The organism is Cumulibacter manganitolerans (assembly GCF_009602465.1).
Classification (GTDB): Bacteria; Actinomycetota; Actinomycetes; order Mycobacteriales; family Antricoccaceae; genus Cumulibacter; species Cumulibacter manganitolerans.
The window spans coordinates 19,159-40,105 of sequence record NZ_WBKP01000026.1; the positions used below are offsets into that span (position 1 = coordinate 19,159).

The 20,947-nt window shown below is 72.3% G+C and carries 23 protein-coding genes and 1 riboswitch; of the genes, 17 read left to right on the forward strand and 6 right to left on the reverse strand.

Features of this window, described 5'->3' with window-relative positions; genetic code table 11:
- Positions 1 to 10 precede the first annotated feature (10 nt).
- The 7 genes from lepB to F8A92_RS10835 all read left to right on the forward strand — a co-directional run bounded on the left by lepB (position 11) and on the right by F8A92_RS10835 (position 6,386).
- Positions 11 to 1,015 carry a signal peptidase I gene (lepB, locus tag F8A92_RS10805; RefSeq protein WP_228389372.1) on the forward strand — a complete coding sequence of 335 codons (1,005 nt, stop codon included), beginning with the start codon at positions 11 to 13 and terminating at the stop codon, positions 1,013 to 1,015.
- Complete coding sequence (locus F8A92_RS10810; RefSeq protein ID WP_228389373.1) at positions 1,003 to 1,701, forward strand: ribonuclease HII; 699 nt, start codon at positions 1,003 to 1,005, stop codon at positions 1,699 to 1,701. The genes lepB and F8A92_RS10810 overlap by 13 nt, the downstream gene beginning before the upstream one ends.
- Positions 1,698 to 2,000, forward strand: coding sequence for a DUF2469 domain-containing protein (locus tag F8A92_RS10815; protein WP_106850682.1), 303 nt, complete (start codon positions 1,698 to 1,700; stop codon positions 1,998 to 2,000). The genes F8A92_RS10810 and F8A92_RS10815 overlap by 4 nt, the downstream gene beginning before the upstream one ends.
- Before the next feature lie 338 nt (positions 2,001 to 2,338).
- The gene (locus F8A92_RS10820; protein WP_153505170.1) at positions 2,339 to 2,698 is read left to right on the forward strand and encodes a YraN family protein; all 360 of its coding nucleotides are present in this window, start codon (positions 2,339 to 2,341) and stop codon (positions 2,696 to 2,698) included.
- Positions 2,695 to 4,269 (forward strand): YifB family Mg chelatase-like AAA ATPase, encoded by a 1,575-nt coding sequence (locus F8A92_RS10825; RefSeq protein WP_153505171.1) that lies wholly within the window; start codon positions 2,695 to 2,697, stop codon positions 4,267 to 4,269. The genes F8A92_RS10820 and F8A92_RS10825 overlap by 4 nt, the downstream gene beginning before the upstream one ends.
- Positions 4,266 to 5,408 (forward strand): DNA-processing protein DprA, encoded by a 1,143-nt coding sequence (gene dprA / locus F8A92_RS10830; protein ID WP_153505172.1) that lies wholly within the window; start codon positions 4,266 to 4,268, stop codon positions 5,406 to 5,408. The genes F8A92_RS10825 and dprA overlap by 4 nt, the downstream gene beginning before the upstream one ends.
- A gap of 63 nt (positions 5,409 to 5,471) precedes the next feature.
- Entirely contained in the window at positions 5,472 to 6,386 is a 915-nt protein-coding gene (locus tag F8A92_RS10835; protein WP_323368432.1) for a tyrosine recombinase XerC, read from the forward strand.
- Positions 6,387 to 6,388: 2 nt separating this feature from the next.
- On the opposite strand, the gene metB is transcribed toward F8A92_RS10835, so the two are convergent.
- Positions 6,389 to 7,561 (reverse strand): cystathionine gamma-synthase, encoded by a 1,173-nt coding sequence (metB, locus tag F8A92_RS10840; RefSeq protein WP_153505173.1) that lies wholly within the window; start codon positions 7,559 to 7,561, stop codon positions 6,389 to 6,391.
- Between the two features lie 80 nt (positions 7,562 to 7,641).
- Positions 7,642 to 7,763, reverse strand: a riboswitch (SAM riboswitch).
- 118 nt (positions 7,764 to 7,881) lie between these two features.
- Positions 7,882 to 8,376 carry a M23 family metallopeptidase gene (locus tag F8A92_RS10845; protein WP_153505174.1) on the reverse strand — a complete coding sequence of 165 codons (495 nt, stop codon included), beginning with the start codon at positions 8,374 to 8,376 and terminating at the stop codon, positions 7,882 to 7,884.
- Between the two features lie 126 nt (positions 8,377 to 8,502).
- Between F8A92_RS10845 and F8A92_RS10850 the strand changes: the two genes are divergently transcribed.
- From F8A92_RS10850 to F8A92_RS10875, 6 genes are all read left to right on the forward strand, one after another.
- Positions 8,503 to 9,666, forward strand: a complete 1,164-nt coding sequence (locus F8A92_RS10850) for an alpha-hydroxy-acid oxidizing protein (protein WP_153505175.1) — start codon at positions 8,503 to 8,505, stop codon at positions 9,664 to 9,666.
- A 233-nt stretch (positions 9,667 to 9,899) separates the two neighbouring features.
- Positions 9,900 to 10,793 carry a 30S ribosomal protein S2 gene (gene rpsB / locus F8A92_RS10855; RefSeq protein WP_153505176.1) on the forward strand — a complete coding sequence of 298 codons (894 nt, stop codon included), beginning with the start codon at positions 9,900 to 9,902 and terminating at the stop codon, positions 10,791 to 10,793.
- Between the two features lie 60 nt (positions 10,794 to 10,853).
- On the forward strand, positions 10,854 to 11,672 hold the full coding sequence (gene tsf, locus F8A92_RS10860) for a translation elongation factor Ts (protein ID WP_153505177.1): 819 nt from the start codon (positions 10,854 to 10,856) through the stop codon (positions 11,670 to 11,672).
- A gap of 109 nt (positions 11,673 to 11,781) precedes the next feature.
- Positions 11,782 to 12,507 (forward strand): UMP kinase, encoded by a 726-nt coding sequence (gene pyrH / locus F8A92_RS10865; RefSeq protein ID WP_153505178.1) that lies wholly within the window; start codon positions 11,782 to 11,784, stop codon positions 12,505 to 12,507.
- 9 nt (positions 12,508 to 12,516) lie between these two features.
- A complete protein-coding gene (gene frr, locus F8A92_RS10870; RefSeq protein ID WP_153505179.1) occupies positions 12,517 to 13,074 on the forward strand; it encodes a ribosome recycling factor in 558 nt (185 codons plus the stop codon).
- Positions 13,075 to 13,087: 13 nt separating this feature from the next.
- The gene (locus F8A92_RS10875) at positions 13,088 to 13,951 is read left to right on the forward strand and encodes a phosphatidate cytidylyltransferase (protein ID WP_153505180.1); all 864 of its coding nucleotides are present in this window, start codon (positions 13,088 to 13,090) and stop codon (positions 13,949 to 13,951) included.
- A 29-nt stretch (positions 13,952 to 13,980) separates the two neighbouring features.
- Here F8A92_RS10875 and F8A92_RS10880 read toward each other — a convergent pair whose 3' ends face one another.
- Positions 13,981 to 14,619, reverse strand: coding sequence for a TrmH family RNA methyltransferase (locus tag F8A92_RS10880; RefSeq protein ID WP_228389374.1), 639 nt, complete (start codon positions 14,617 to 14,619; stop codon positions 13,981 to 13,983).
- A gap of 101 nt (positions 14,620 to 14,720) precedes the next feature.
- Between F8A92_RS10880 and F8A92_RS10885 the strand changes: the two genes are divergently transcribed.
- From F8A92_RS10885 to F8A92_RS10900, 4 genes are read left to right on the forward strand one after another with little or no spacing between them, the layout of a single operon-like run.
- Complete coding sequence (locus F8A92_RS10885) at positions 14,721 to 15,413, forward strand: histidine phosphatase family protein (RefSeq protein ID WP_153505182.1); 693 nt, start codon at positions 14,721 to 14,723, stop codon at positions 15,411 to 15,413.
- 54 nt (positions 15,414 to 15,467) lie between these two features.
- Positions 15,468 to 16,493: an alpha/beta fold hydrolase gene (locus tag F8A92_RS10890; RefSeq protein ID WP_153505183.1), complete on the forward strand. Its 1,026-nt coding sequence runs from the start codon at positions 15,468 to 15,470 to the stop codon at positions 16,491 to 16,493.
- 60 nt (positions 16,494 to 16,553) lie between these two features.
- Positions 16,554 to 17,672, forward strand: coding sequence for a 23S rRNA (adenine(2503)-C(2))-methyltransferase RlmN (gene rlmN / locus F8A92_RS10895; protein ID WP_153505184.1), 1,119 nt, complete (start codon positions 16,554 to 16,556; stop codon positions 17,670 to 17,672).
- Complete coding sequence (locus F8A92_RS10900; protein WP_153505185.1) at positions 17,673 to 18,212, forward strand: hypothetical protein; 540 nt, start codon at positions 17,673 to 17,675, stop codon at positions 18,210 to 18,212. It abuts the gene before it with no gap.
- 102 nt (positions 18,213 to 18,314) lie between these two features.
- Here F8A92_RS10900 and F8A92_RS10905 read toward each other — a convergent pair whose 3' ends face one another.
- The 3 genes from F8A92_RS10905 to F8A92_RS10915 all read right to left on the reverse strand — a co-directional run bounded on the left by F8A92_RS10905 (position 18,315) and on the right by F8A92_RS10915 (position 20,880).
- A complete protein-coding gene (locus F8A92_RS10905) occupies positions 18,315 to 18,614 on the reverse strand; it encodes a DUF2631 domain-containing protein (protein ID WP_194291452.1) in 300 nt (99 codons plus the stop codon).
- Positions 18,615 to 18,752: 138 nt separating this feature from the next.
- The gene (locus F8A92_RS10910) at positions 18,753 to 19,868 is read right to left on the reverse strand and encodes an LOG family protein (RefSeq protein WP_228389375.1); all 1,116 of its coding nucleotides are present in this window, start codon (positions 19,866 to 19,868) and stop codon (positions 18,753 to 18,755) included.
- A 64-nt stretch (positions 19,869 to 19,932) separates the two neighbouring features.
- Entirely contained in the window at positions 19,933 to 20,880 is a 948-nt protein-coding gene (locus F8A92_RS10915) for a DMT family transporter (RefSeq protein ID WP_153505188.1), read from the reverse strand.
- Positions 20,881 to 20,947: the final 67 nt, after the last annotated feature.

The window sequence follows — 20,947 nt, forward strand, 5'->3', positions numbered from 1 at the left end:
GCTTGTCGGAATGAGCACGAATGACCGTCCCGAGCGCGACGACGCGGAGTTCGTGGACCCCCAGCCGCGGATCGAGGACGCCGGAGCGCACCGGACGGCGGAGCCCCCGGAGGCCGAGCGGACCGAGGACGGCGCCGCACCGCAGGGAGACGCCGAGGCGGACGGCGGGCGCCGGGGACGCAGGCGCAAGGCCGCCCGTGGCGGCTTCGGCCAGTGGCTCAAGGAGCTCCCGATCATGCTGGCGATCGCGTTCGTCATCGCGGTGCTGCTGAAGTCCTTCGTCGTCCAGGCGTTCTGGATCCCCTCCGGATCCATGGAGCAGACCCTGCACGGCTGCCCCGGCTGCACCGGGGACCGCATCCTGGTCAACCGGATGAGCTACTGGTTCAGCGACCCCGAGCCCGGTGACATCGTCGTGTTCGAGGCACCGTCCAGCTGGGAGCCGGAGGTGCACGTCACGGAGCCCGACGACGTGCTCGGGCAGTCCTGGCTGTGGCTCAAGCGGCTGGTCGGCGCCGCGCCACCGGCCGCGAAGGACCTCGTCAAGCGGGTGATCGCGACGGAGGGACAGACCGTGTCGTGCTGCGACGCGCAGGGTCGCGTCCTGGTCGACGGCAAGCCGCTGGACGAGCCCTACATCTACCTCGACGGACAGCCGCCGAACGCCGCCTACGCGCTGCGCGACTTCGGTCCCATCAAGGTGCCCAAGGACCGGCTGTTCGTGATGGGCGACCACCGCAACGGGTCGGCCGACTCGCGCGCGCACATCGACGACCAGTACCAGGGCACCGTGCCGGTCGACTCGGTGGTCGGGCGCGCGTTCGTGATCCTGTATCCCTTCGACCGCTTCCGGTGGCTGGGCGAGGACAACCCGCAGGCCCAGGCGCTCCCGCACGCCGGCCCCGCCGGCCTGCTCGCCGAGCCGCCGGTGCTCGCGCTGCTGTTCGTGGCGCCGATGAGCGGCGTGCAGGCGCTCCGCCGGCGCCGCCGGGAGGATGAGCCGTGTACGCCGTAGCCGACGTCCTGGCACCGCGGTACGTGCTGCGCGCCGGTGCGGAGAGCTTCGTGCCGATGGAGACCGTCCTGGCCCGCGCGGGATTCACCGTGGTCGCCGGCGCCGACGAGGCGGGCCGCGGCGCCTGCGCGGGCCCGCTGACCGCTGCCGCGTGCGTGCTGCCCGCCGGCCGGCGGGGCGAGATCGACGGGCTCGCGGACTCCAAGCTGCTCACCGAGGCCGTGCGCGAGCGGCTGTACGAGGAGATCGTGCGGCGCGCCGTCGCCTGGCAGGTGGTCAGCATCGAGGCCGACGTCATCGATCGGATCGGACTGCACGTGGCCAACCTGCAGGCGATGCGCCGAGCCGTCCGCGGGCTCGGCGTCACGCCGGCGTACACGCTCACCGACGGATTCCCGGTGGACGGCATCGGCGGCCCGACCCTCGCGGTGTGGAAGGGCGATCGCGTGTCGTCGTCCATCGCCGCCGCCAGCATCCTGGCGAAGGTGACCCGCGACCGCCGGATGCGCGAGCTCGCGCTGGCCTACCCGCAGTACGGCTTCGACGTCCACAAGGGCTACGGAACCAGCCAGCACGAGGCCGCGCTCGCGGCACACGGACCGTCGCCACAGCACCGCCTGCGCTACGCGAACGTGCGCCGTCACCGTGTGGTTAACTCGCAGATGATGGGGGAGGAGACCGGATGAGCGCCGAGGATCTCGAGCGGTACGAGACCGAGCTCGAGCTACAGCTCTACCGCGAGTACAAGGACATCGCCCGGCAGTTCAGCTACGTCGTCGAGACCGAGCGCCGGTTCTACCTCGCCAACTCCGTCGACCTGCAGGTCCGCAACGCCGGCGGCGAGGTGTACTTCGAGCTGCAGCTGCAGGACGCCTGGGTGTGGGACATCCACCGCCCCGCGCGGTTCGTCAAGAACGTCCGCGTGGTCACCTTCAAGGACGTCAACGTCGAGGAGCTCGACAAGCCCGACCTCGAGGTCCCCTAGCCTCCGCGCCCCGCTGCACCCCGGCACAGCGCGCGGACTTCTGCACGGCCAGCGGGCTCGAGCACAGCGCGCGGACTTCTGTACATCGAGTGGACCGACCGGCCCGCGCGATGTACACACCCCCGACCTCTGTGCGCGAGCCCGAGCCGGTGCGTATCCCGACGGCTGGGCACGAGCCCCATCGCACGCGCGGGTAGCACACCGGCCCGACCCGTAGGGGCGCCACCGCCGGCGTTGTGCACACCGCTCGGGCGTCGTCCACAGGTCGCCCACCAAGCCCCCATGGGCCGGCCCGGCGGGTCACTCTCGATCGCGACACCACGCGAGAGGGAGGCGGCATGGCGCTCAAGGACGACCTCGGCAGGCTCGGTGAAGACCTGGCCGCGGCCGAGCTGGAACGGTCCGGGATGCGGATCGTGGCGCGCAACTGGCGCTGCCCGGACGGTGAGCTGGACATCGTGGCCATCGACGGCGCCACCCTGGTCGTCTGCGAGGTGAAGACCCGCTCGTCGACGTACTTCGGTGAGCCGATCGAGGCGCTCACGCCCAGCAAGATCAACCGTATCTATCGACTGGCGTCGATCTTCCGACGGCAGCACCCGGTCGGCGTCAGCGACGTGCGGTACGACGTCGTGTCGGTCATCGCGCGGCGCGGCTACCGGCCGGTGTGCCAGCACGTGCGCGGGGCGTTCGGATGAGCGAGCCGCACGCCCCCGACGCCGGGGGCCGGCAGCGGGTGGCGTCGGTGCGGGCGGTGACCGTCGAGGGCGTCACCGGTATCCCGGTCGGCGTGGAATGCACGGCGGGCGCGGGCGCCCCGTCGGAGTCGCGGATCCTCGGGCTGCCCGATGCCGCGGTCCGCGAGTCCTTCACCCGGATGCGCTCGGCCCTGGCGAGCTGCCGGTACGAATGGAAGGCCCGGAAGGTGACCTTCAACCTGTCACCGGCGAACGTGCGCAAGCAGGGCAGCGGATTCGACCTGGCGTTCGCGGTCTCGATGCTGGTCTTGGACGGGCTGGTCGATACCGAACGAATCGCCGACACCGTGTTCTTCGGCGAGCTCGGGCTCGACGGCCGGCTGCATCCGGTGCGCGGTGCGTTGCCGGTGCTGCTGGCCGCCGCGTCCTCCGGCGCCCGGCGGGTGATCCTGCCGCTCGGCAATCGCGCAGAGGCGTCCATCCCGCTCGGAGCCGCCCGCGACCTGGAGGTCTGGTGCTCACCCACGTTGGCCGACGTCTACCGGATGCTCGGCGGCCACGATCACGAGGTCGAACGCGTGCGACCGGCGCCGCCGGGCCGGCCGCGCGAGCTCCCCGACCTTGCGGAGGTGCGCGGGCAGCCACTGGGCAAGCGCGCCCTGGAGATCGCCGCCGCGGGCGGGCACCACCTGATGTTCTGCGGCCTGCCGGGCGCCGGCAAGACGATGCTCGCCAGACGGATGCCCTCGATCCTGCCCCGCCTCAGCGACGAGGACGCGCTTACGGTGACCTCGATCCGGTCGGTGAGCGGGATGATCGACCCCGAGCACCCGCTGCACGACTGGCCGCCCTTCGAGGACCCGCACCACAACGCCACCGCGGTGTCGCTGGTCGGCGGCGGTACGCCGGTCGTGCGCCCCGGAGCGGTCAGCCGCGCCCATCGCGGCGTGCTGTTCCTCGACGAGGCGCCCGAGTTCGACGCCCGGGTGCTCGACCAGCTCCGGCAGCCGCTGGAGACCGGGTCGGTAACCATCCACCGGGCCAGCGGGGCGTTCACGTTCCCCGCGCGGTTCCAGCTGATCCTCGCCGCCAATCCGTGCCCATGCGCCGAGGCGGCCGGACCGGGCAGCTGCGTCTGCACCAGCGTCGTGCGGCGGCGCTACCAGGCGCGGCTGTCCGGTCCGCTGCTCGATCGCGTCGATCTCGTCGTGGACCTGCTGCCGCCGCAGCGCGGTGCGCTGCTCGACCACACGGTCGTCGAGGAGGCGAGTGCCGTCGTGGCCCGGCGGGTGCTCCTGGCCCGGCAGCGGGCGATCGCCCGGTGGTCTCCCGGCCGGCTCAACAGCGAGGTGCCCGCCCGGCAGCTGCGCGCTCGCTGGCAGCCCGGCGGGGCCAGCCGCGACCTGCTGGCGCGCGCGTACGACGCGGGGCGGCTCACCGGCCGTGGCTACGACAGGGTGCTGCGCGTCGCGTGGACGATCGCCGACCTGGCCGGTCACGACGAACCCGGCTTCGACGACGTCGCCGAGGCGCTGGCCTTCCGGCGCAGAGCGTTCGGAGCGGCGGCATGACCCGCGTCGGGGACGGCTCGCCGGCCGCTGCGCTCGCCTGGCTCAGCCGCACCGTCGAGCCGGGCAACCGCGACCTGTGGGCGTACGTCGGGTCGCTCGGCGCCGTCGAGGTCGCCGAACAGCTGCACGCCGGCGACGGGCCCCGGAGGCTGCAGAATGCTGCCGGCGAGCGCTGGTCGGAGGACCGCAGCCTCCACGACCTCGAGGCCGCCGCGCGGTGCGGCGCCCGGCTGCTCACCCCGGACGACGACGAGTGGCCGCGGGACATCACCGACCTCATGGGAGCCGCGGCCAGCGCCGGCGCGCAGCAATGCGTGCCGCCGATCGCGCTGTGGGTGCGCGGACCGATGTCGCTGGCCCGCGGCCTGGCGCGGGCCGTGGCGATCGTCGGGGCCCGGGCGGCCACCGGCTACGGCGAGTACGTCGCGGGCGACCTCGCGCTCGGTCTCGCCGAGCGGCAGGTGACCGTCGTGAGCGGCGGCGCCAACGGCATCGACGGCGCGGCGCACCGATCCGCGCTGGGCGGGGGCGGCGGCACGGTGGCCGTGCTCGGCTGCGGCATCGATCGCTTCTACCCGCGCTCCAACGACCTGCTGCTCGCGCAGATCGCCCAGCACGGCGCGCTGGTGAGCGAGTGGCCGCCGGGCGCGGCGGCGATGCGCAACCGGTTCCTGGTGCGCAACCGGCTGATCGCGGCGTTCGGCCTCGGCACGGTGGTCGTCGAGGCGGCCCTGCGCAGCGGCGCACGGTCCACGGCCGGACGAGCCCGCGACCTCGGGCGGGTGGTGATGACGGTGCCCGGTCCCGTCACGTCCGCGACGTCGGCCGGCTGCCTGCAGATGCTGCGCGACGAAGGCGCCGTCCCGGTCGGCAGCACCGCGCACGTGCTCGAGGCGATCGCGCTGCCCGGCATCGACCTCGCACCTGACGAGCGCGGGGCCGACCGGCCCGGCGACGAGCTCGACCAGGGCCTCGGTGCGCTGCTCGACGCGGTCCCGGCCAGGCGGCCGGCACCGGCCGAGGCGATCGCCCGGACCTCGGCGCTCGCCGCCCCCGAGGTGCTCCGCGGGCTCACCGTCCTCGAGCTGATGGGGTACGTGCAGCAGCTCGACGGGCGGTGGCGGCGAGCCCCCGGATAACGTTCCTGCCGCGCCCGGCGGGTCGGGTTGAACGCCCCGCGGCCGGTCCGTCACCGTAGGGGGGTGAGCGACACCGATCTGCCCGACGCGATGGCCGACGTCCTCGATGCCTACCGGCGCGCGCTCACCCTCGAACGCTCGGTGTCCGCGCACACGGTGAAGGCGTACGTATCCGACGTGCGCAGCCTGCTCGAGCACCTGCGCCGCATGTCGGGGGAGTCGGTCGCCGAACTCGACCTCGCAGTGCTGCGGTCGTGGCTCGCGAAGTCGCGGACGATGGGCGCGGCCCGCAGCACGCTCGCACGCCGCGCGGCGAGTGCCCGCTCGTTCACGGCGTACGCCGCCGCGCAGGGCCTGCTGGAGGCCGACCCCGGACCGCAGCTCGCCTCACCGTCGGCGCACCGCGCGCTGCCGGAGGTCCTCAGCCAGCAGCAGGCGGCCGGCCTGGTCGGGTCGGTGGACGGCGACGATCCGCTCGCCCTGCGCGACCGCGCGATGCTCGAGCTGCTGTACGCCGGCGGCATCCGGGTCAGCGAGCTGGTCGGTCTCGACCTCGACGGCCTCGACGACGCGCGCGGGTTGCTGCGCGTGCTCGGCAAGGGCGACAAGGAGCGCAGCGTGCCGATCGGCGTACCGGCACGCCGCGCCCTCGAGGCCTACCTGCGCTCCGGGCGACCCGACCTGGTCGGTCCGCGGACCGGCAGCGCGGTGTTCCTGGGCGTTCGCGGCGGGCGGATCGACCAGCGTGAGGTGCGGCGCGTGGTGCATCGGGCCGCCGGCGCGGTGGAGGGCGCCCCGGACGTCGGCCCGCACGGGCTGCGGCACAGCGCCGCCACCCACCTGCTGGAGGGCGGCGCCGACCTGCGCTCGGTGCAGGAGCTGCTCGGTCACGCGTCGCTGGCGACGACGCAGATCTACACGCACGTCTCGGTCGAGCGGCTGCGCGCGGCGTTCGACCAGGCGCACCCGCGGGCCTGAGCTCAGCCGGCCGCGCCGGCCGCGTCCAGGGCGGCGGTGAGGTCGGCGACCAGGTCGCGCGGGTCCTCGATGCCGATCGACAGCCGCAGCAGCCCGTCGCCGATCCCTGCGACCGTGCGCGCCTCGGCCGACATCGACGCGTGCGTCATGGTCGCCGGATGGGCCACCAGCGACTCGACGCCGCCGAGCGACTCGGCCAGGCTGAACAGCCGCAGCCGCTCCAGCAGCGCGCGCACGGCCGGCGTACCGCCACGCACCTCGAAGGACAGCATCGCCCCGAAGCCGCTCTGCTGCCGGGCCGCGGTGGCGTGCCCCGGGTGGTTCGGCAGGCCCGGGTAGTTGACGCGTGCCACGGCTGGGTGCGCGACCAGGGCCGCGACCACCGCCTCGGCGGCCTCCTGGTGTGCCCGCAGCCGCGGCGCGAGCGTCCGCAGGCCGCGCAGCGTGAGGTAGGCGTCGAACGGGCTGCCGGTGATGCCGATCGTGTTCGACCAGAACGCCATCTGCTCGTGCAGCTCCGGGGTGGCGCTGATGACGGCACCCCCGACGACGTCGCTGTGCCCGTTGAGGTACTTCGTCGTCGAGTGCACCACGACATCACAGCCGAGCGCGAGCGGCTGCTGCAGCAGCGGGGACAGGAACGTGTTGTCCGCGACGACGGTCGCGCCGACGGCGTGCCCGCGCCGCGCGACGTCCTCGATGTCGGTGATCCGCAGCAGCGGGTTGGACGGCGACTCGATCCACACGACGGCTGGGGCCGGCTCGGCCGCCAGCGCCGCGTCGAGCGCGGCCGGGTCGGTGAAGTCGACCAGGTCGACTGTGAACGAGCCCTTCCTGGCCAGGGAGTCCAGCAGTCGCCACGTCCCCCCGTAGCAGTCGTGCGGCGCGATCAGGCGCTGGCCGGGGGACAGCAGCGCGTGCAGCACGACGGTGATGGCGCCCATCCCGGTCGCGGTGACGATGCCGCCGGCGCCGCCCTCGAGATCGCTGATCGCGCAACCGAGCTGGTCGCGGGTCGGGTTGCCGCTGCGCGTGTAGTCGTACTTTCGCGGCTCCCCGAACCCGGCGAAGGTGAAGTTGCTGGACAGGTGCAGCGGGGGCACGACCGCCCCGTGCTGGGTATCGCTCTCGAGGCCGGCGCGAACGGCGTCGGTGATTCGGGAGAACTCGCTCATGGTGTGGCACCTCGTGGTCGAAGGGCACGACGCCATGCGGATCGACCAGGTGCAATCACGGCAGCGCGACGGCTGACGCAACCCCATCTGCCGGTCGGCCTCGCGGCCACCGCAGGACTTGGCACCGTCCCGTGCAGCTCGCGCTGCTCAGGTGGTTGCCCCGGCGTCTTCGGGCCTGTCCCTCGACCGGTCGTGATGGTTGTCCCGAAGAGGGTACGTGATCGCCGGGCGCGGCCCCGCGGCGGGGTGCGCCGACCGCCGCCGCGGCGGCGTCCGCCGACCGTCGTCTCGCGGCGGCCTCGCAGGCTGCTGGGCGGCCGCTACAGCGGCAGCAGCCGCACCTGCCGCGGCCGCAGCAGGCGCAGCGGGTCGAGATACACCTCCCCGCGCCGGGCGCCCCAATGCAGGCACGCGTCTGCCGCGCACTCGGGATGGCCGTCCTGCAGCACGCCGATCTGCTGGCCCTGGGTGACGCCCTGCCCGGCCCGCACGGTCGCGACGACCGGCTCGTACGTCGTCCGCACGCCGCCCGGGTGGTCGATCGACACCACCGGCTTGCCGGCGACCGAGCCGTCGAACGCGACCGTGCCGTCGGCCGCCGCGAAGACCGCGGCGCCGGGGGCGGCCGCGAGATCCACGCCGCGGTGACCGGGCAGCCAAGGCTTCGGCGGCGGGTCGAACCCCCGCATCACCGGGGGCGCCCCATCGAGCGGCCAACGGTACCCGGCGGCGGCGGCCGACGGGTTCGCCGCCAGCAGCTGCGCGGCCGCCACGAGCAGGGCGAGCAGCGTCGTCCGGAACGCGAGCCGATTCATGCCCCCAGCACAGCGTCCCGGCGTCGCGGGCGCGACCCGCAGCGCGGCGGCTGTGGACGACACGCCGCCTGTGGATCGACCGGATACTGTGCGACACGACGGCAGTGATCAGCGAAGGAGCAACGGATGGCATTCGGCGACTACCAGATGGAGATCTACCAGGCCGGCCTCGCCGGGCAGCAGCCCCGGTTCCCGATGGACTACGCCGCGCTCGAGCGCAAGGCCTCCGAGGCGCTTCCCCCGTGGATCCTGTCGTACGTCGCCGGCGGCGCCGGCGACGAGCAGACGCAGCGCGCCAACGTGAGCGCCTTCGACCGCTGGGGCATCATGCCGCGGATGATGCGCGCGGCGACCAAGCGCGACCTCGGCGTCGATCTCGCGGGCGTCCGGCTGCCCACGCCGTTGCTCATGGCGCCGGTCGGCGTGCTGGGCATCTGCACCCAGGACCTGCACGGTGATCTGGCCGCCGCCCGCGCCGCCGCCCGCACCGGGGTCCCGCTGATCGGCTCGACCCTCATGCAGGACCCGCTCGAGGACGTCGCCGCCGCGCTCGGCGACACCCCCGGCTTCTACCAGCTCTACACGCCCAACGACCGGGAGCTCGCCGAGAGCCTGGTCCGCCGGGCCGAACGCGCCGGGTACCGCGGCATCGTCGTCACCGCCGACACGTGGGTGACCGGGTGGCGCCCGCGCGACCTCTCGACGGCGAACTTCCCGCAGCTGCGCGGCTACTGCCTGAGCAACTACTTCACCGACGAGGTGTTCCGCGCGCGCCTCGCGGTCGCTCCGGAGGAGGACCCCGCGGCCGCCGTCGGGCTGTTCGGGCGTGTCTTCGGGCAGTCCCTGTCGTGGGAGGACCTCGCCTGGCTGCGCGAGCTGACCGACCTGCCGCTGATGCTCAAGGGCCTGTGCGACCCGGCGGACGTGCGCCGCGCAGTCGACCTCGGTGTGGACGTCGTCTACTGCTCCAACCACGGAGGGCGCCAGGCCAACGGCGGACTGTCCGCGCTGCAGCTGCTGCCGGACGTCGTCGCGGCCGCGGGCGAGGTCCCCGTGGTGTTCGACTCGGGCGTACGGTCCGGCACGCACGTCGCGAAGGCCATCGCGATGGGCGCGACCGCGGTGGCCATCGGCCGGCCGTACGCGTGGGCGGCGGCGGTCGGCGGCGAGGACGCCATCGTGCACCTGCTGCGCTCGGTGCTCGCCGAGGCCGATCTGCTGATGGCGGTCGACGGCTACAGCTCGCTCGCCGAGCTGCGCGAGGCCGGCGTGCGGGCCGCGACACACTGATCCGGCGGGACGTCGCCGCCCGGCATCCCGTACCATGGTTGACAGCGGTTCGTCCGGCGTCTGCCGGCGGACCGACTTCGCGCGTCCAGACCCGCTCGCGGGTCGACTCCTCAATGGTCCGGTGCATACCGGTCGAGTCGGGGCGCCAGGGGCGTCGCCGACCGGCGGCGCCGACAACCAGTGAGGACCGCATCGGCGTGGTTGGCCGGGCGGTCGGAAGAAGGAGAACGGCAATGGCCGTCGTAACCATGCGCCAGCTGCTCGACAGCGGCGTCCACTTCGGGCACCAGACCCGCCGGTGGAACCCCAAGATGAAGCGCTTCATCCTGACCGAGCGCAACGGCATCTACATCATCGACCTGCAGCAGACCCTGTCGTACATCGACAAGGCCTACGAGTTCGTCAAGGAGACGGTCGCGCACGGCGGCACGATCCTGTTCGTCGGCACCAAGCGCCAGGCGCAGGAGGCGATCGCCAAGGAGGCGACTCGCGTCAACATGCCGTACGTCAACCACCGCTGGCTCGGTGGCATGCTCACCAACTTCACGACGGTCCACAAGCGGCTGCAGCGGCTCAAGGAGCTCGAGCAGATCGCCGAGACCGGCGGCGAGACCGTGATGACCAAGAAGGAGCAGCTCGTCCTCGACCGCGAGCGCGAGAAGCTCTCGCGGACCCTCGGCGGCATCCGTGACATGCAGCGGGTCCCGTCGGCGATCTGGATCGTGGACACGAAGAAGGAGCAGATCGCGGTCGGCGAGGCCAAGAAGCTGAACATCCCGATCGTGGGCATTCTGGACACCAACTGCGACCCGGACGAGATCGACTACCGGATCCCCGGCAACGACGACGCCATCCGCTCGGCCGCACTGCTCACCCGCGTGATCGCCGACGCCTGCGCCGAGGGCCTGCTGGCTCGCGCGTCGCAGACCGGCAAGGGCGAGGGCGACGACAAGCCGAACCGCGACGCGGTCGGCGCCAACGAGCCGCTGGCGGAATGGGAGCGCGAGATCCTCGAGGGCAGCAAGCAGGACCAGGCCGCCGAGGCTCCGGCCGCGGCGACCGCACAGCCGGCCGCTGCCGATCAGGCCGCCGACGCCCCGCAGACCCCCGCCGACGAGGCCAAGTAGCTCCGGCTACCGGCTCAGCACACATCTACTCATCCGTCACCACGGATAGATGGGACAACCATGGCAAACTTTTCTGCCGCTGACGTGAAGAAGCTACGCGAGCTCACCGGCTCGGGCATGCTCGACTGCAAGAAGGCGCTCGCCGAGACCGACGGAGACTTCGACAAGGCCGTCGAGCTCCTGCGCATCAAGGGTGCCAAGGACGTCGGCAAGCGTGCCGCGCGCACCTCGTCCAACGGCCTGGCCACCGTCAAGGACGGCGTCGCGATCGAGCTCCTCTGCGAGACCGACTTCGTCGCCAAGAACGCCGACTTCATCGCGCTCGGTGACAAGATCATCACCGCGCTCGCGGAGGCGAAGGTCGACGGCATCGAGGCCGCTCTGGCGCACGAGATCGACGGCACCACCGTCGAGGCTCTCGTGCAGGAGCTGTCCGCGAAGATCGGCGAGCGCCTGGAGCTGCGCCGCGTCGTCCGCTTCGACGGCCAGACCACCGCATACCTGCACCGCCGCTCGGCGGACCTGCCGCCGCAGGTCGCCGTGCTCGTCGAGTACACCGGTGACGACGAGGAGGCCGCCCGCCAGGCCGGCATGCAGATCGCCGCGATGCGGCCGAAGTACGTCTCGCGCGACGAGGTCCCGCAGAACATCGTCGAGAACGAGCGGCGCGTGGCCGAGGAGACCGCCCGCGGCGAGGGCAAGCCCGAGCAGGCGATCAGCAAGATCGTCGAGGGCAAGGTCAACGCCTACTTCAAGGACTTCACGCTCAACGAGCAGCCGTCGGTGCAGGACTCGAAGAAGAACGTCAAGGCCGTTCTCGACGCGGCCGGCGTCACCGTGACCCGCTTCGCGCGGATCGAGGTCGGCGAAGAGCTCTAGGCTCGGACAGCAAGCGAGTGAAGGGGGCCGTCACTGCCGTGATCCGGTACTGACGGCCCTCTTTCTCTGCCCGGGCATCCCGCACCCAGTCCAGAAGGGGACACCAAAGATGAGCGGTTACAAGCGCGTCCTGCTGAAGCTCTCCGGTGAGACGTTCGGCGGTGGCAAGGTCGGCGTCGACACCGAGGTCGTCAAGAACATCGCCCGGCAGATCCGCGAGGTTGTCGAGTCCGGCATCCAGGTCGCGATCGTCAACGGCGGCGGCAACTTCTTCCGGGGCGCCCAGCTGTCCCAGGCCGGGATGGACCGGGCCCGCGCGGACTACATGGGCATGCTCGGCACCGTCCTGAACTGCCTGGCGCTGCAGGACTTCCTGGAGAAGGAAGGCGTAGACACCCGCGTCCAGACCGCCATCACGATGGGCCAGGTCGCCGAGTCGTACATCCCGCTGCGAGCCATCCGGCACCTGGAGAAGGGTCGCGTGGTCATCTTCGGCGCCGGGGCCGGCATGCCGTACTTCTCGACCGACACGGTCGCCGCCCAGCGCGCGCTGGAGATCGGCTGCGACGTGCTGCTGATGGCCAAGAACGGCGTGGACGGCGTGTACAACGCCGATCCGCGGATCGACCCGACTGCCACCAAGTACGACTCACTGACCTACGACCGCGTGCTCACCGAGCATCTTGCGGTCGCCGACGCGACCGCGATTAGCCTGTGCATGGACAACGACATGCCGATCGTGGTGTTCAACATGCTCGAAGACGGCAACATCGGCCGGGCCGCGGCGGGAGAGCGCATCGGCACCACCATCAGCAACGAGCCTGCGAACCGCTAGGAGAAGAAGATGATTGACGACACTCTGCTCGAGGCCGAGGAGAAGATGGAGAAGGCGGTCGGCGTCGCGAAGCACGACATGACCACCATCCGCACCGGACGGGCCAACGCCTCGATGTTCGAGGGCATCCAGGTCGACTACTACGGTGCCCCGACGCCGCTGACCCAGATGGCGACCATCAACATTCCCGAGGCGCGAATGGCGACCATCAAGCCGTACGACGCCAGCCAGCTCGTCGAGATCGAGAAGGCGATCCGGGAGTCCGACCTCGGCGTCAACCCCGGCAACGACGGCCAGATCATCCGGGTGGTGTTCCCGCAGCTCACCGAGGAGCGCCGCCGCGAGATGGGCAAGATCGCCCGCGGCAAGGGCGAGGACGCCAAGGTGTCGATCCGCAACGTCCGCCGGGCCGCGAAGGACGCGCTGGAGAAGATCAAGAAGGACGGCGACGCCGGCGAGGACGACGTCGACCGCGCCGAGAAGGAGCTCGAGTCGCTGACCGGCAAGTACGTCGCCGAGGTCGACGAGGTCGTGGCGCGCAAGGAAGCCGAGCTGCTCGAGGTCTAGCCTCGAGACCTTCATGACCGAGCAGCCCACCCAGCCCAGCGCGCCCGCCGGCGCCGCGCAGACCCCGCCGGCCGGCAAGGCCGGCCGCAATCTTCCGGCCGCCATCGGGGTCGGCGTCGCGATCGGCGCCGTGGTGCTGCTGACGCTGTTCCTGTACCGACCCGCGTTCGGCGCCCTCGTGGTCGTCGCGGTCGTCCTGGCGATCCGTGAGGTCGCGCTCGCCGTCCGCGAGGACGACATCTTCGTCGCCGAGCTGCCGCTGATGGCCGGCGGCGCCGGCATGGGCGTGGCGGCCTGGTTCTACGGCCTCGAGGGCCTCGGCATCGGGTTGCTGCTGACCTTCTTCGTCGCCACCGTCTGGCGGATGTCGCTGCCCACGGAGGGCTTCGTCGTGTCCGCCGCGACGTCCGCCTTCATCGCGACCTACATTCCCTTCCTCGGCGGGTTCGCGATCCTGCTGGCGGCGCGCCCCGACGGCGCCGCGTGGGTCGTCGCATGGGCCCTCGCCGTCGTGTGCAACGACACCGGCGGCTACGCGGCCGGCGTGCTCTTCGGCAAGCACCCCATGGCGCCGACCATCTCACCCAAGAAGTCGTGGGAGGGCTTCGGCGGCTCGCTGGTCGCAGCGGCGGCCGCCGGCGGCCTCATGCTCGCCCTCGCGCTGCACGGGCAGTGGTGGCAGGGCGTGCTGTTCGGCGTCGCGATCGCGCTGATCGCCACGCTCGGCGACCTCGCCGAGTCGATGGTCAAGCGCGATATCGGGGTGAAGGACATGAGCCATCTGCTGCCCGGACACGGCGGCGTCATGGACCGCATGGACAGCCTGCTGTTCAGCGCACCCGTCGCCTGGATGCTGCTGACGCTGTTCGTGGGCTAGCGCGACCCACCGGCCGCCGTCGGGCACGGCTAGGCGTGCCGGCGGATCCACGCGTGCATGGCGATCCCCGCGGCGACCCCGGCATTGAGGGAGCGCGTCGAGCCGTACTGGCTGATCGAGTGGACCGCGTCGCACGCGGCCGCCAGGGGGGCGCTCAGCCCCACGCTCTCCTGCCCGAAGACGAGCACGCACCGCTCCGGCAGCGCGGCCGACTCGATCGGCGAGGAGCCCGGCAGGTTGTCGATGCCGATCAGCGGCAGGCCCCGCTCCGCCGCCCAGCCGACCAGCGCCGCGGGGTCGGCGTGGTGGCGCACGTGCTGGTAGCGGTCGGTGACCATCGCGCCGCGGCGGTTCCAGCGGCGGCGTCCGACGATGTGGATCTCGCGGGCCAGGAACGCGTTCGCGGTACGCACGATCGTGCCGATGTTCATGTCGTGGTGCAGGTTCTCGATCGCCACGTGGAAGCCGTGCCGGCGGGCGTCGAGATCCGCGACGATCGCCTCGACGCTCCAGTACCGGTAGCGGTCGACGACGTTGCGCCGGTCGCCGTCCCGCAGCAGCTCCGGGTCCAGCCGGCGATCCTCGGGCCAGGGCAGCGGGTGCGGGCCGACGCCGACCTCCGGGGCGTACGACGGGCCGGCGAACTCGTCGTACTGCTGCTCGGTCACGGCCGACACGATACCGAGCCCACCACCGGCCCCGGGCGGCGGCGGGGCGGGGTGACGAAGATGACCGGGCGCCCCGCCGCCCGCCTGGTGATAATGGCGCCATGCGACTGCTGCTGATCAGGCATGGAGAGACCACCGCCAACGCGGGGCGGATCCTGGACACCGCGCCGCCGGGGCACTCGCTCACCGACCTGGGCCGCCGGCAGGCGGAGGGGCTCGTGCCGCGCCTGGACGGCCTGCCGGTCGGCGCCATCTACGCCTCCGACCTGGTCCGCACGCAGCAGACCGCGGCACCGCTGGCCGCCCAGCGCGGCATCGAGGTGCAGGTGCACCCGGACGGCCGCGAGATCTCCGGCGGTGCGCTCGAGGGCGCCACCCACGACGAGGCCTTCGAGCAGTACGCGCACACCGTCTTCTCGTGGGGCGACGTCCGCCACCGCGGCACCCGGCTCGCCGGTGGCGAGTCCGGGCACGAGGTCCTCGACCGGTTCGACCGGCAGCTCGCGCGCGCCGCCGACGCCGTGACCGGCCTCGGCGACGCGGCCGTGGTGGTCGCGCACGGCGCGATCATCCGCATCTGGACCAGCTGCCGGGCGCTGGGCGCCGACGCGTCGTTCATCGCCGGGCACCCGATGCCCAACACCGGGATCGTCGAGCTGCAGGGCGACCCCCGGCAGGGCTGGACCCTGGTGACCTACGACGGGCTGTCGGCCGCCGACATCGCCGACGGCATCGACGACGCGCGGGCCGACGAGCTGGCTCGCGACGAGCGGCAGGAGTCCTTCGGCGGCTGACCCGCGACGACGGCGGTTTGCGCACCGCGGGCAGCGTCGGCGATAGTCGGCGGCATGACCTTCGCGATCGAGCAGCGCAGCCACACGACGGACCGGCACACCACCGCCTACCTGCAGGCCGGGCCGGACGGCGGGCCGCTGCTGATCTTCTGCCACGGCTGGCCCGAGCTGTCGCACTCGTGGCGTCACGTCCTGCCGGTGCTCGCCGGCCTGGGCTTCCGGTGCGTGGCGCCGGACATGCGCGGGTACGGCGGCTCCAGCGTCCCGGAAGGCACCGCGGCGTACGCGCAGGAGGAGATCGTCGCCGACATGATCGAGTTGATCGACCACCTCGGCGAGCAGCGCGCCGTCTGGGTGGGCCACGACTGGGGCTCGCCGGTGGTGTGGAACATCGCCGGCCACCACCCGGAGCGCACGCGGGCGGTCGCGTCCCTCGTCGTCCCGTTCCAGCCCCGGGGCTTCTGTCTGGAGACGCTGCTCGACCTCGTCGACCGCGACCTGTATCCCGCCGACGAGTACCCGGCGGGGCAGTGGGACTACTTCCTGTTCTACGAGGAGAGCTTCGAGCAGGCGCACGCCGACTTCGAGCGGGACGTCGACGCGACCGTCCGGGCCGTCTTCCGCCACGGCCGGCCCGAGCACCTCACGCGTCCGTCGATCAACGCCATGACCCGCCGCTCGGGCGGCTTCTTCAAGGGCCCGGTGGCCCCCGACCTGCCGCTGGACGAGCGCGTGCTCACCGAGGAGGACAGGCAGACCTACGTGCGGGCGCTCAGCCGCAACGGGTTCACCGGCCCGGACTCCTGGTACGTCAACGACGAGGCGAACGCGGCGTACAGCCGCGCCGGCAGCCAGCGCCTGGAGATGCCGGTGCTGTTCCTGCACGGGCGGTACGACGCGGTGTGCCAGACCGTCCGCTCCCGGCTCGCGGACCCGATGCGCGAGGCCTGTCCCCGGCTGAGCGAGCACATCGTCGACAGCGGTCACTGGATGGCGCAGGAGAAGCCGGTCGCCGTGAACGCGGCGCTGGCCGGCTGGCTGGCCCGCGAGGTCGCCGACTGGTGGCCCACGCCACGGTAGGCGCTCTCACACCGCCGATCCGTCGCACCGCGCTCCGGATCGTGGGATGATCGACTGTCTATGACTGCCCTTCCGCTCGTCTTCAGCCCGCCCAAGGGCGCGAAGAAGCCGCCGCGCCACCTCGCCGACCTCGACATCGACGGTCGGCGGGCCGCCGTCGCCGACCTCGGCCTCCCGGCGTTCCGCGCCAACCAGCTCTCCAAGCACTACTTCGAGCGGTTCACCCGCGACCCTGCCGAGCTGACCGATCTGCCCGCCGGTGACCGGCAGCGGCTCGCCGACGAGTTCTTCCCGAAGCTGCTGACCGACGTCCGCGACCAGACCTGCGACGCGGGCCTGACCCGCAAGACGCTGTGGCGGCTCTTCGACGGCGCGCTGGTCGAGTCGGTCCTGATGCGCTACCCGGATCGCACCACGCTGTGCATCTCCAGCCAGGCCGGCTGCGGCATGGCCTGCCCGTTCTGCGCGACCGGCCAGCAGGGCCTGACCCGCAACCTCTCGACGGCCGAGATCGTCGACCAGGTCGTCGTCGCCGCGCGCGTCATGCGCGACGGCGAGATCGAGGGCGGCCCCGGGCGGCTGTCGAACATCGTGTTCATGGGGATGGGCGAGCCGCTGGCCAACTACAACCGGGTGCTCGCGGCGGTCCGGCGGATCACCGAGCCCGGACCCGGCGGCCTCGGCATCAGCCAGCGCGGCGTGACCGTGTCCACGGTCGGCCTGGTGCCCGGCATCGAGCGGCTCACCGCCGAGAAGATGCAGGTGCGGCTCGCGCTGTCGCTGCACACCCCCGACGACGAATTGCGCGACACCCTCGTGCCGATCAACAACCGGTTCAAGGTCGACGAGGTCCTCGATGCCGCCTGGGGCTACGCCAAGAGCACCGGGCGGCGGGTGTCGATCGAATACGCGCTGATCCGCGACGTGAACGACCAGCCGTGGCGCGCCGATCTGCTGGCCAAGCAGCTGCGTCGCCGCGGCGACTTCCCGTGGGTGCACGTCAACCTGATCCCGCTCAACCCGACCCCCGGCTCGAAGTGGGACGCCAGTCCCAAGCCGGTCGAGCGGGAGTTCGTCCGCCGGCTGATCGCCGGCGGCATCACCACCACCGTACGAGACACCCGCGGGCGCGAGATCGACGGCGCCTGCGGGCAGCTCGCCGCATTGGAGGACAAGTAAGTGGCAGAACCACGCCCGGAGTTCAGCACCCTCAAGCTCGGCCGCAAGGGCTACGAGTGCACCGCGGTCGACACCTTCGTCGACCGCGTGCTGCGCCGCGTGAACGAGGACCGCACCCACGACGGGATGTCCTCGCACGAGCTGGCGATGCCGCTGTTCGACGAGGCCCGTGGTTCCTCGGCGTACGACGAGGACCAGGTCGATGCCTGGCTGAAGGAGATGCGCACCCGCATCCAGGCGATGGAGTCCAGCCTGCACGAGGAGGACATCCCGACCGGCCGCGAGGAGGGCTCGGTGCTCGACATGGGCGCCCCTCCGCACTACGCCGACCGCTTCCCGCGGGTGAGCCGGGCCGTGCTCGGGTTCGCGACCGCCGAGGTCGACCAGGCCATGGAGCAGCTGCGCGCGGCGTTCGCCGGGGGCCAGGCGCCCACTGCCGAGCAGATCCTCAGCCTGTCGTTCGCCGAGGAGCAGGGCGGCTACCGGCAGGTCGCGGTGGCGCAGACCCTCGAGCTGATCGCGATGGCGCGGCGCGCCTAGTCCCGACAACCTTCTGCGGTGCAGTAGGACACGCTATCGGGCCGATAGCGTGTTCCACTGCACCGCAGAATTGCTTCGTGGCCGCCGGTGAGGCGGCCACGGCTACTTGCGCCAGGTGGACTTGCGGCGGTTGCCGATGCTCACCAGGAGCATGAGCACCAGGATCCCGGCCACGGCGACGAGCCACAGGTCCTCGACCTTGCCGCGATGGTTGCCGAACAGCATTGCGAGCAGGATCAGCGCGACGACGATGCCCGCCTTGCGGGACGTCGAGCCGTTTCCCTCGTGATGCCAGCCCCAGATGCGGGGGTCGTCGTCGGCGAGCTGGACCGCGGCCCGCGTCCGGGCCGGATGCGCCGTGCCGTGATGGACCAACTCGTGATCGGTGCTGGTGCGCGCCACCGGAACCTCCTCGTAGAAATGTCTGCGGTCATTCTTCCATCGAGCGCCCTGCCGGCGCGAGCCAGGTCCGCGGCGTGCCGCGAGCGCGATCCACGGCGTTGCGGAGGCCGACGCCTCGGGCCCGGCCACCGGTGCGCCTCAGCCGGGCCCGAGGGACGACGCGCGGGCGGCGATGGCGGCCGCGGCGTCCTCGACCGAGTCGACCAGGTGCAACGCGCCGTCCATCGCGCGACCGGCGCCGAGGCTGCGCAGCAGCGGCCAGGCCGGGAGGGTGCGGGTCCAAAAGTGCGTGCCGACGAGCACCGTGGGCACCAGCTGACCGAGCGAGTAGTAGTTGCGCACGGTCGCCTGGAAGATCTCCTGGACGGTGCCCGCGGCCCCCGGCAGCACCACCAGGCCCTCGGCCTGCGCCAGCAGGATGTCCTCGCGGATCGCGTTGGAGAAGTACTTGGCGACCAGCTGCGCGAACACGTTCGGCGGCTCGTGGCCGTAGTACCAGGTCGGCACGCCGAGGGAGCGCAGGCCGCCGGCGCCCGCCTCGGCGATCGCCTCCCGCGCGGCGAACCCGGCGCGCGCCCACTCCGCGACGTCGGTGAACGGCACCACCGCGGACACGAGCCGCAGCGCGTCGTCCAGCACCGACTCGGGGGCGCCGTACGTCGCCGCGCCGAGGTTCACCGCCTCCATCGCGCCGGGGCCGCCGCCGGAGACCACGCAGAACCGCTCGGCGAGCAGCCGGCCCAGCCGGGCGGCCTCGGCGTACCCCGCGGTCCCGCGGGCGATGGCGTGACCGCCCATCACCGCGACCGGGCGGGGGTGCGACGCGCGCAGCACCTCGTCCAGCGCGTCGGTGATCGACGTGTCGTGCAGCGCCGCGTACACGTTGTGCTGGATGTCGTGCCGGCCGCCGGCGGCCTGCGACCACCGGTAGCACCGGGCGTCCGGGGTCGCCCCGTAGCCGTCGGCCAGGCCGTCGTACAGCTCGTCCGGCGAGTAGAGGGCGGTGCGGTACGGGTCGAAGGGGACCGCCGGGTTGGACGGGAACAGCAGCGCGCCGTGCCGCCGCAGCGCGGCCTCGGCGTCCGGCGCGAGACTGCCGCCGAGCACCAGCAGCCCGCGCACGTCGCGCTTGCGCAGCTCGGCGACGATCGGGTCGCCGGCCTCGACGGTGACGCCCTGCAGCCGGACCTCGCCGAGCGGCCCGTCGTACGCCGCGAGCAGGTCCGCCAGCTGCTCGCGTGACTGGATCTCCACGGGCGTCATTGTGCCGTCTCGCGGGGCCGGGCGGCGTCCGGCCACCGGGTCGTGCGGTCGGCGGCTAGTCCTCGGCCGCCTGGGGGGCCGTCCGTGGCCGCGGCGTCGCGCCCTGCTGGCCGAGAAGGATGCCGCCGATGACCAGCAGCGCGCCGAGGGGCTCGTTCCAGTGCACCGACTCGGCCAGCACGATCACGCCGAGCGTCACGCCCACGATCGGGTTGAGGTAGGTGACCATCGACGCGGTCGTCGCGCCCATCGAGCGCACCACGTTGTTGTTCAGGATGTAGGCGACGCCGGTGCCGATGCAGCCCAGCAGCAGGATGCACACCACCACCGACGGCGTCAGCTCGGGCCGCCGGGTCATCGCGACCCAGGGCGTCGCCAGGACGAACAGCAGGCCGCCGATGCCGACCTGCATGGCCGCCAGGGTGATCGGCGAGATGTCGTGCTTGGCGATCACCCGGCGCAGCATCACGTAGCCGGCGCCGTAGCACGCGGCGGCGCCCAGGCTCGCGACCTGGCCGAGCAGGCTGCTCGCGCCGGTGATCGACCACGGGTTCAGCAGCACGAGCACGCCGACGAAGCCGAGCGCCAGCGCGACGTACTTGCGTCCGGTGGGCCGCTCCTGCGGGAGCGCGGCGATCGCGATCAGCATCGTCCACAGCGGCGTGGTCGCGTTGAAGATGCTCATCAGACCCGAGCCGATGAACTGACCGCCCCAGCTGATCAGGAAGAACGGCGCGACGGTGAGCAGCAGCGACACCGGCACCATCTCCAGCCAGAGGCCGCGGTCGCGCGGCCACCGGCGGCGGGTCACCAGCGCGATGAGCACCAGCGTCGTCCCGCCGAGGACGGCGCGGCCCCACGCGACCTGGACCGGGCTCAGGCCGCCGAGCGCCACCTTGATGAACAGGAACGACGATCCCCAGATGATCGGCAGCGCGGCGAACTGCAGATAGTCACTCAGCGCAGGTCCCGCCGTGGTCGTGCTCGTGGTCGATTGAGTCATACCCCGCCGTTCCGGAAGGCGATTACCGCCGCTGACGATCCCGAGCCGCACCCTACCGAACCGGAGC

Coding starts and splice junctions, on each gene's coding strand:
- lepB (WP_228389372.1), top strand. CDS start 11: ATGAGCACGAATGACCGTCCCGAGCGCGACGACGCGGAGTTCGTGGAC.
- F8A92_RS10815 (WP_106850682.1), top strand. CDS start 1,698: ATGAGCGCCGAGGATCTCGAGCGGTACGAGACCGAGCTCGAGCTACAG.
- F8A92_RS10820 (WP_153505170.1), top strand. CDS start 2,339: ATGGCGCTCAAGGACGACCTCGGCAGGCTCGGTGAAGACCTGGCCGCG.
- F8A92_RS10825 (WP_153505171.1), top strand. CDS start 2,695: ATGAGCGAGCCGCACGCCCCCGACGCCGGGGGCCGGCAGCGGGTGGCG.
- dprA (WP_153505172.1), top strand. CDS start 4,266: ATGACCCGCGTCGGGGACGGCTCGCCGGCCGCTGCGCTCGCCTGGCTC.
- metB (WP_153505173.1), bottom strand. CDS start 7,561: ATGAGCGAGTTCTCCCGAATCACCGACGCCGTTCGCGCCGGCCTCGAG.
- F8A92_RS10845 (WP_153505174.1), bottom strand. CDS start 8,376: ATGAATCGGCTCGCGTTCCGGACGACGCTGCTCGCCCTGCTCGTGGCG.
- F8A92_RS10850 (WP_153505175.1), top strand. CDS start 8,503: ATGGCATTCGGCGACTACCAGATGGAGATCTACCAGGCCGGCCTCGCC.
- rpsB (WP_153505176.1), top strand. CDS start 9,900: ATGGCCGTCGTAACCATGCGCCAGCTGCTCGACAGCGGCGTCCACTTC.
- tsf (WP_153505177.1), top strand. CDS start 10,854: ATGGCAAACTTTTCTGCCGCTGACGTGAAGAAGCTACGCGAGCTCACC.
- pyrH (WP_153505178.1), top strand. CDS start 11,782: ATGAGCGGTTACAAGCGCGTCCTGCTGAAGCTCTCCGGTGAGACGTTC.
- frr (WP_153505179.1), top strand. CDS start 12,517: ATGATTGACGACACTCTGCTCGAGGCCGAGGAGAAGATGGAGAAGGCG.
- F8A92_RS10875 (WP_153505180.1), top strand. CDS start 13,088: ATGACCGAGCAGCCCACCCAGCCCAGCGCGCCCGCCGGCGCCGCGCAG.
- F8A92_RS10885 (WP_153505182.1), top strand. CDS start 14,721: ATGCGACTGCTGCTGATCAGGCATGGAGAGACCACCGCCAACGCGGGG.
- F8A92_RS10890 (WP_153505183.1), top strand. CDS start 15,468: ATGACCTTCGCGATCGAGCAGCGCAGCCACACGACGGACCGGCACACC.
- rlmN (WP_153505184.1), top strand. CDS start 16,554: ATGACTGCCCTTCCGCTCGTCTTCAGCCCGCCCAAGGGCGCGAAGAAG.
- F8A92_RS10915 (WP_153505188.1), bottom strand. CDS start 20,880: ATGACTCAATCGACCACGAGCACGACCACGGCGGGACCTGCGCTGAGT.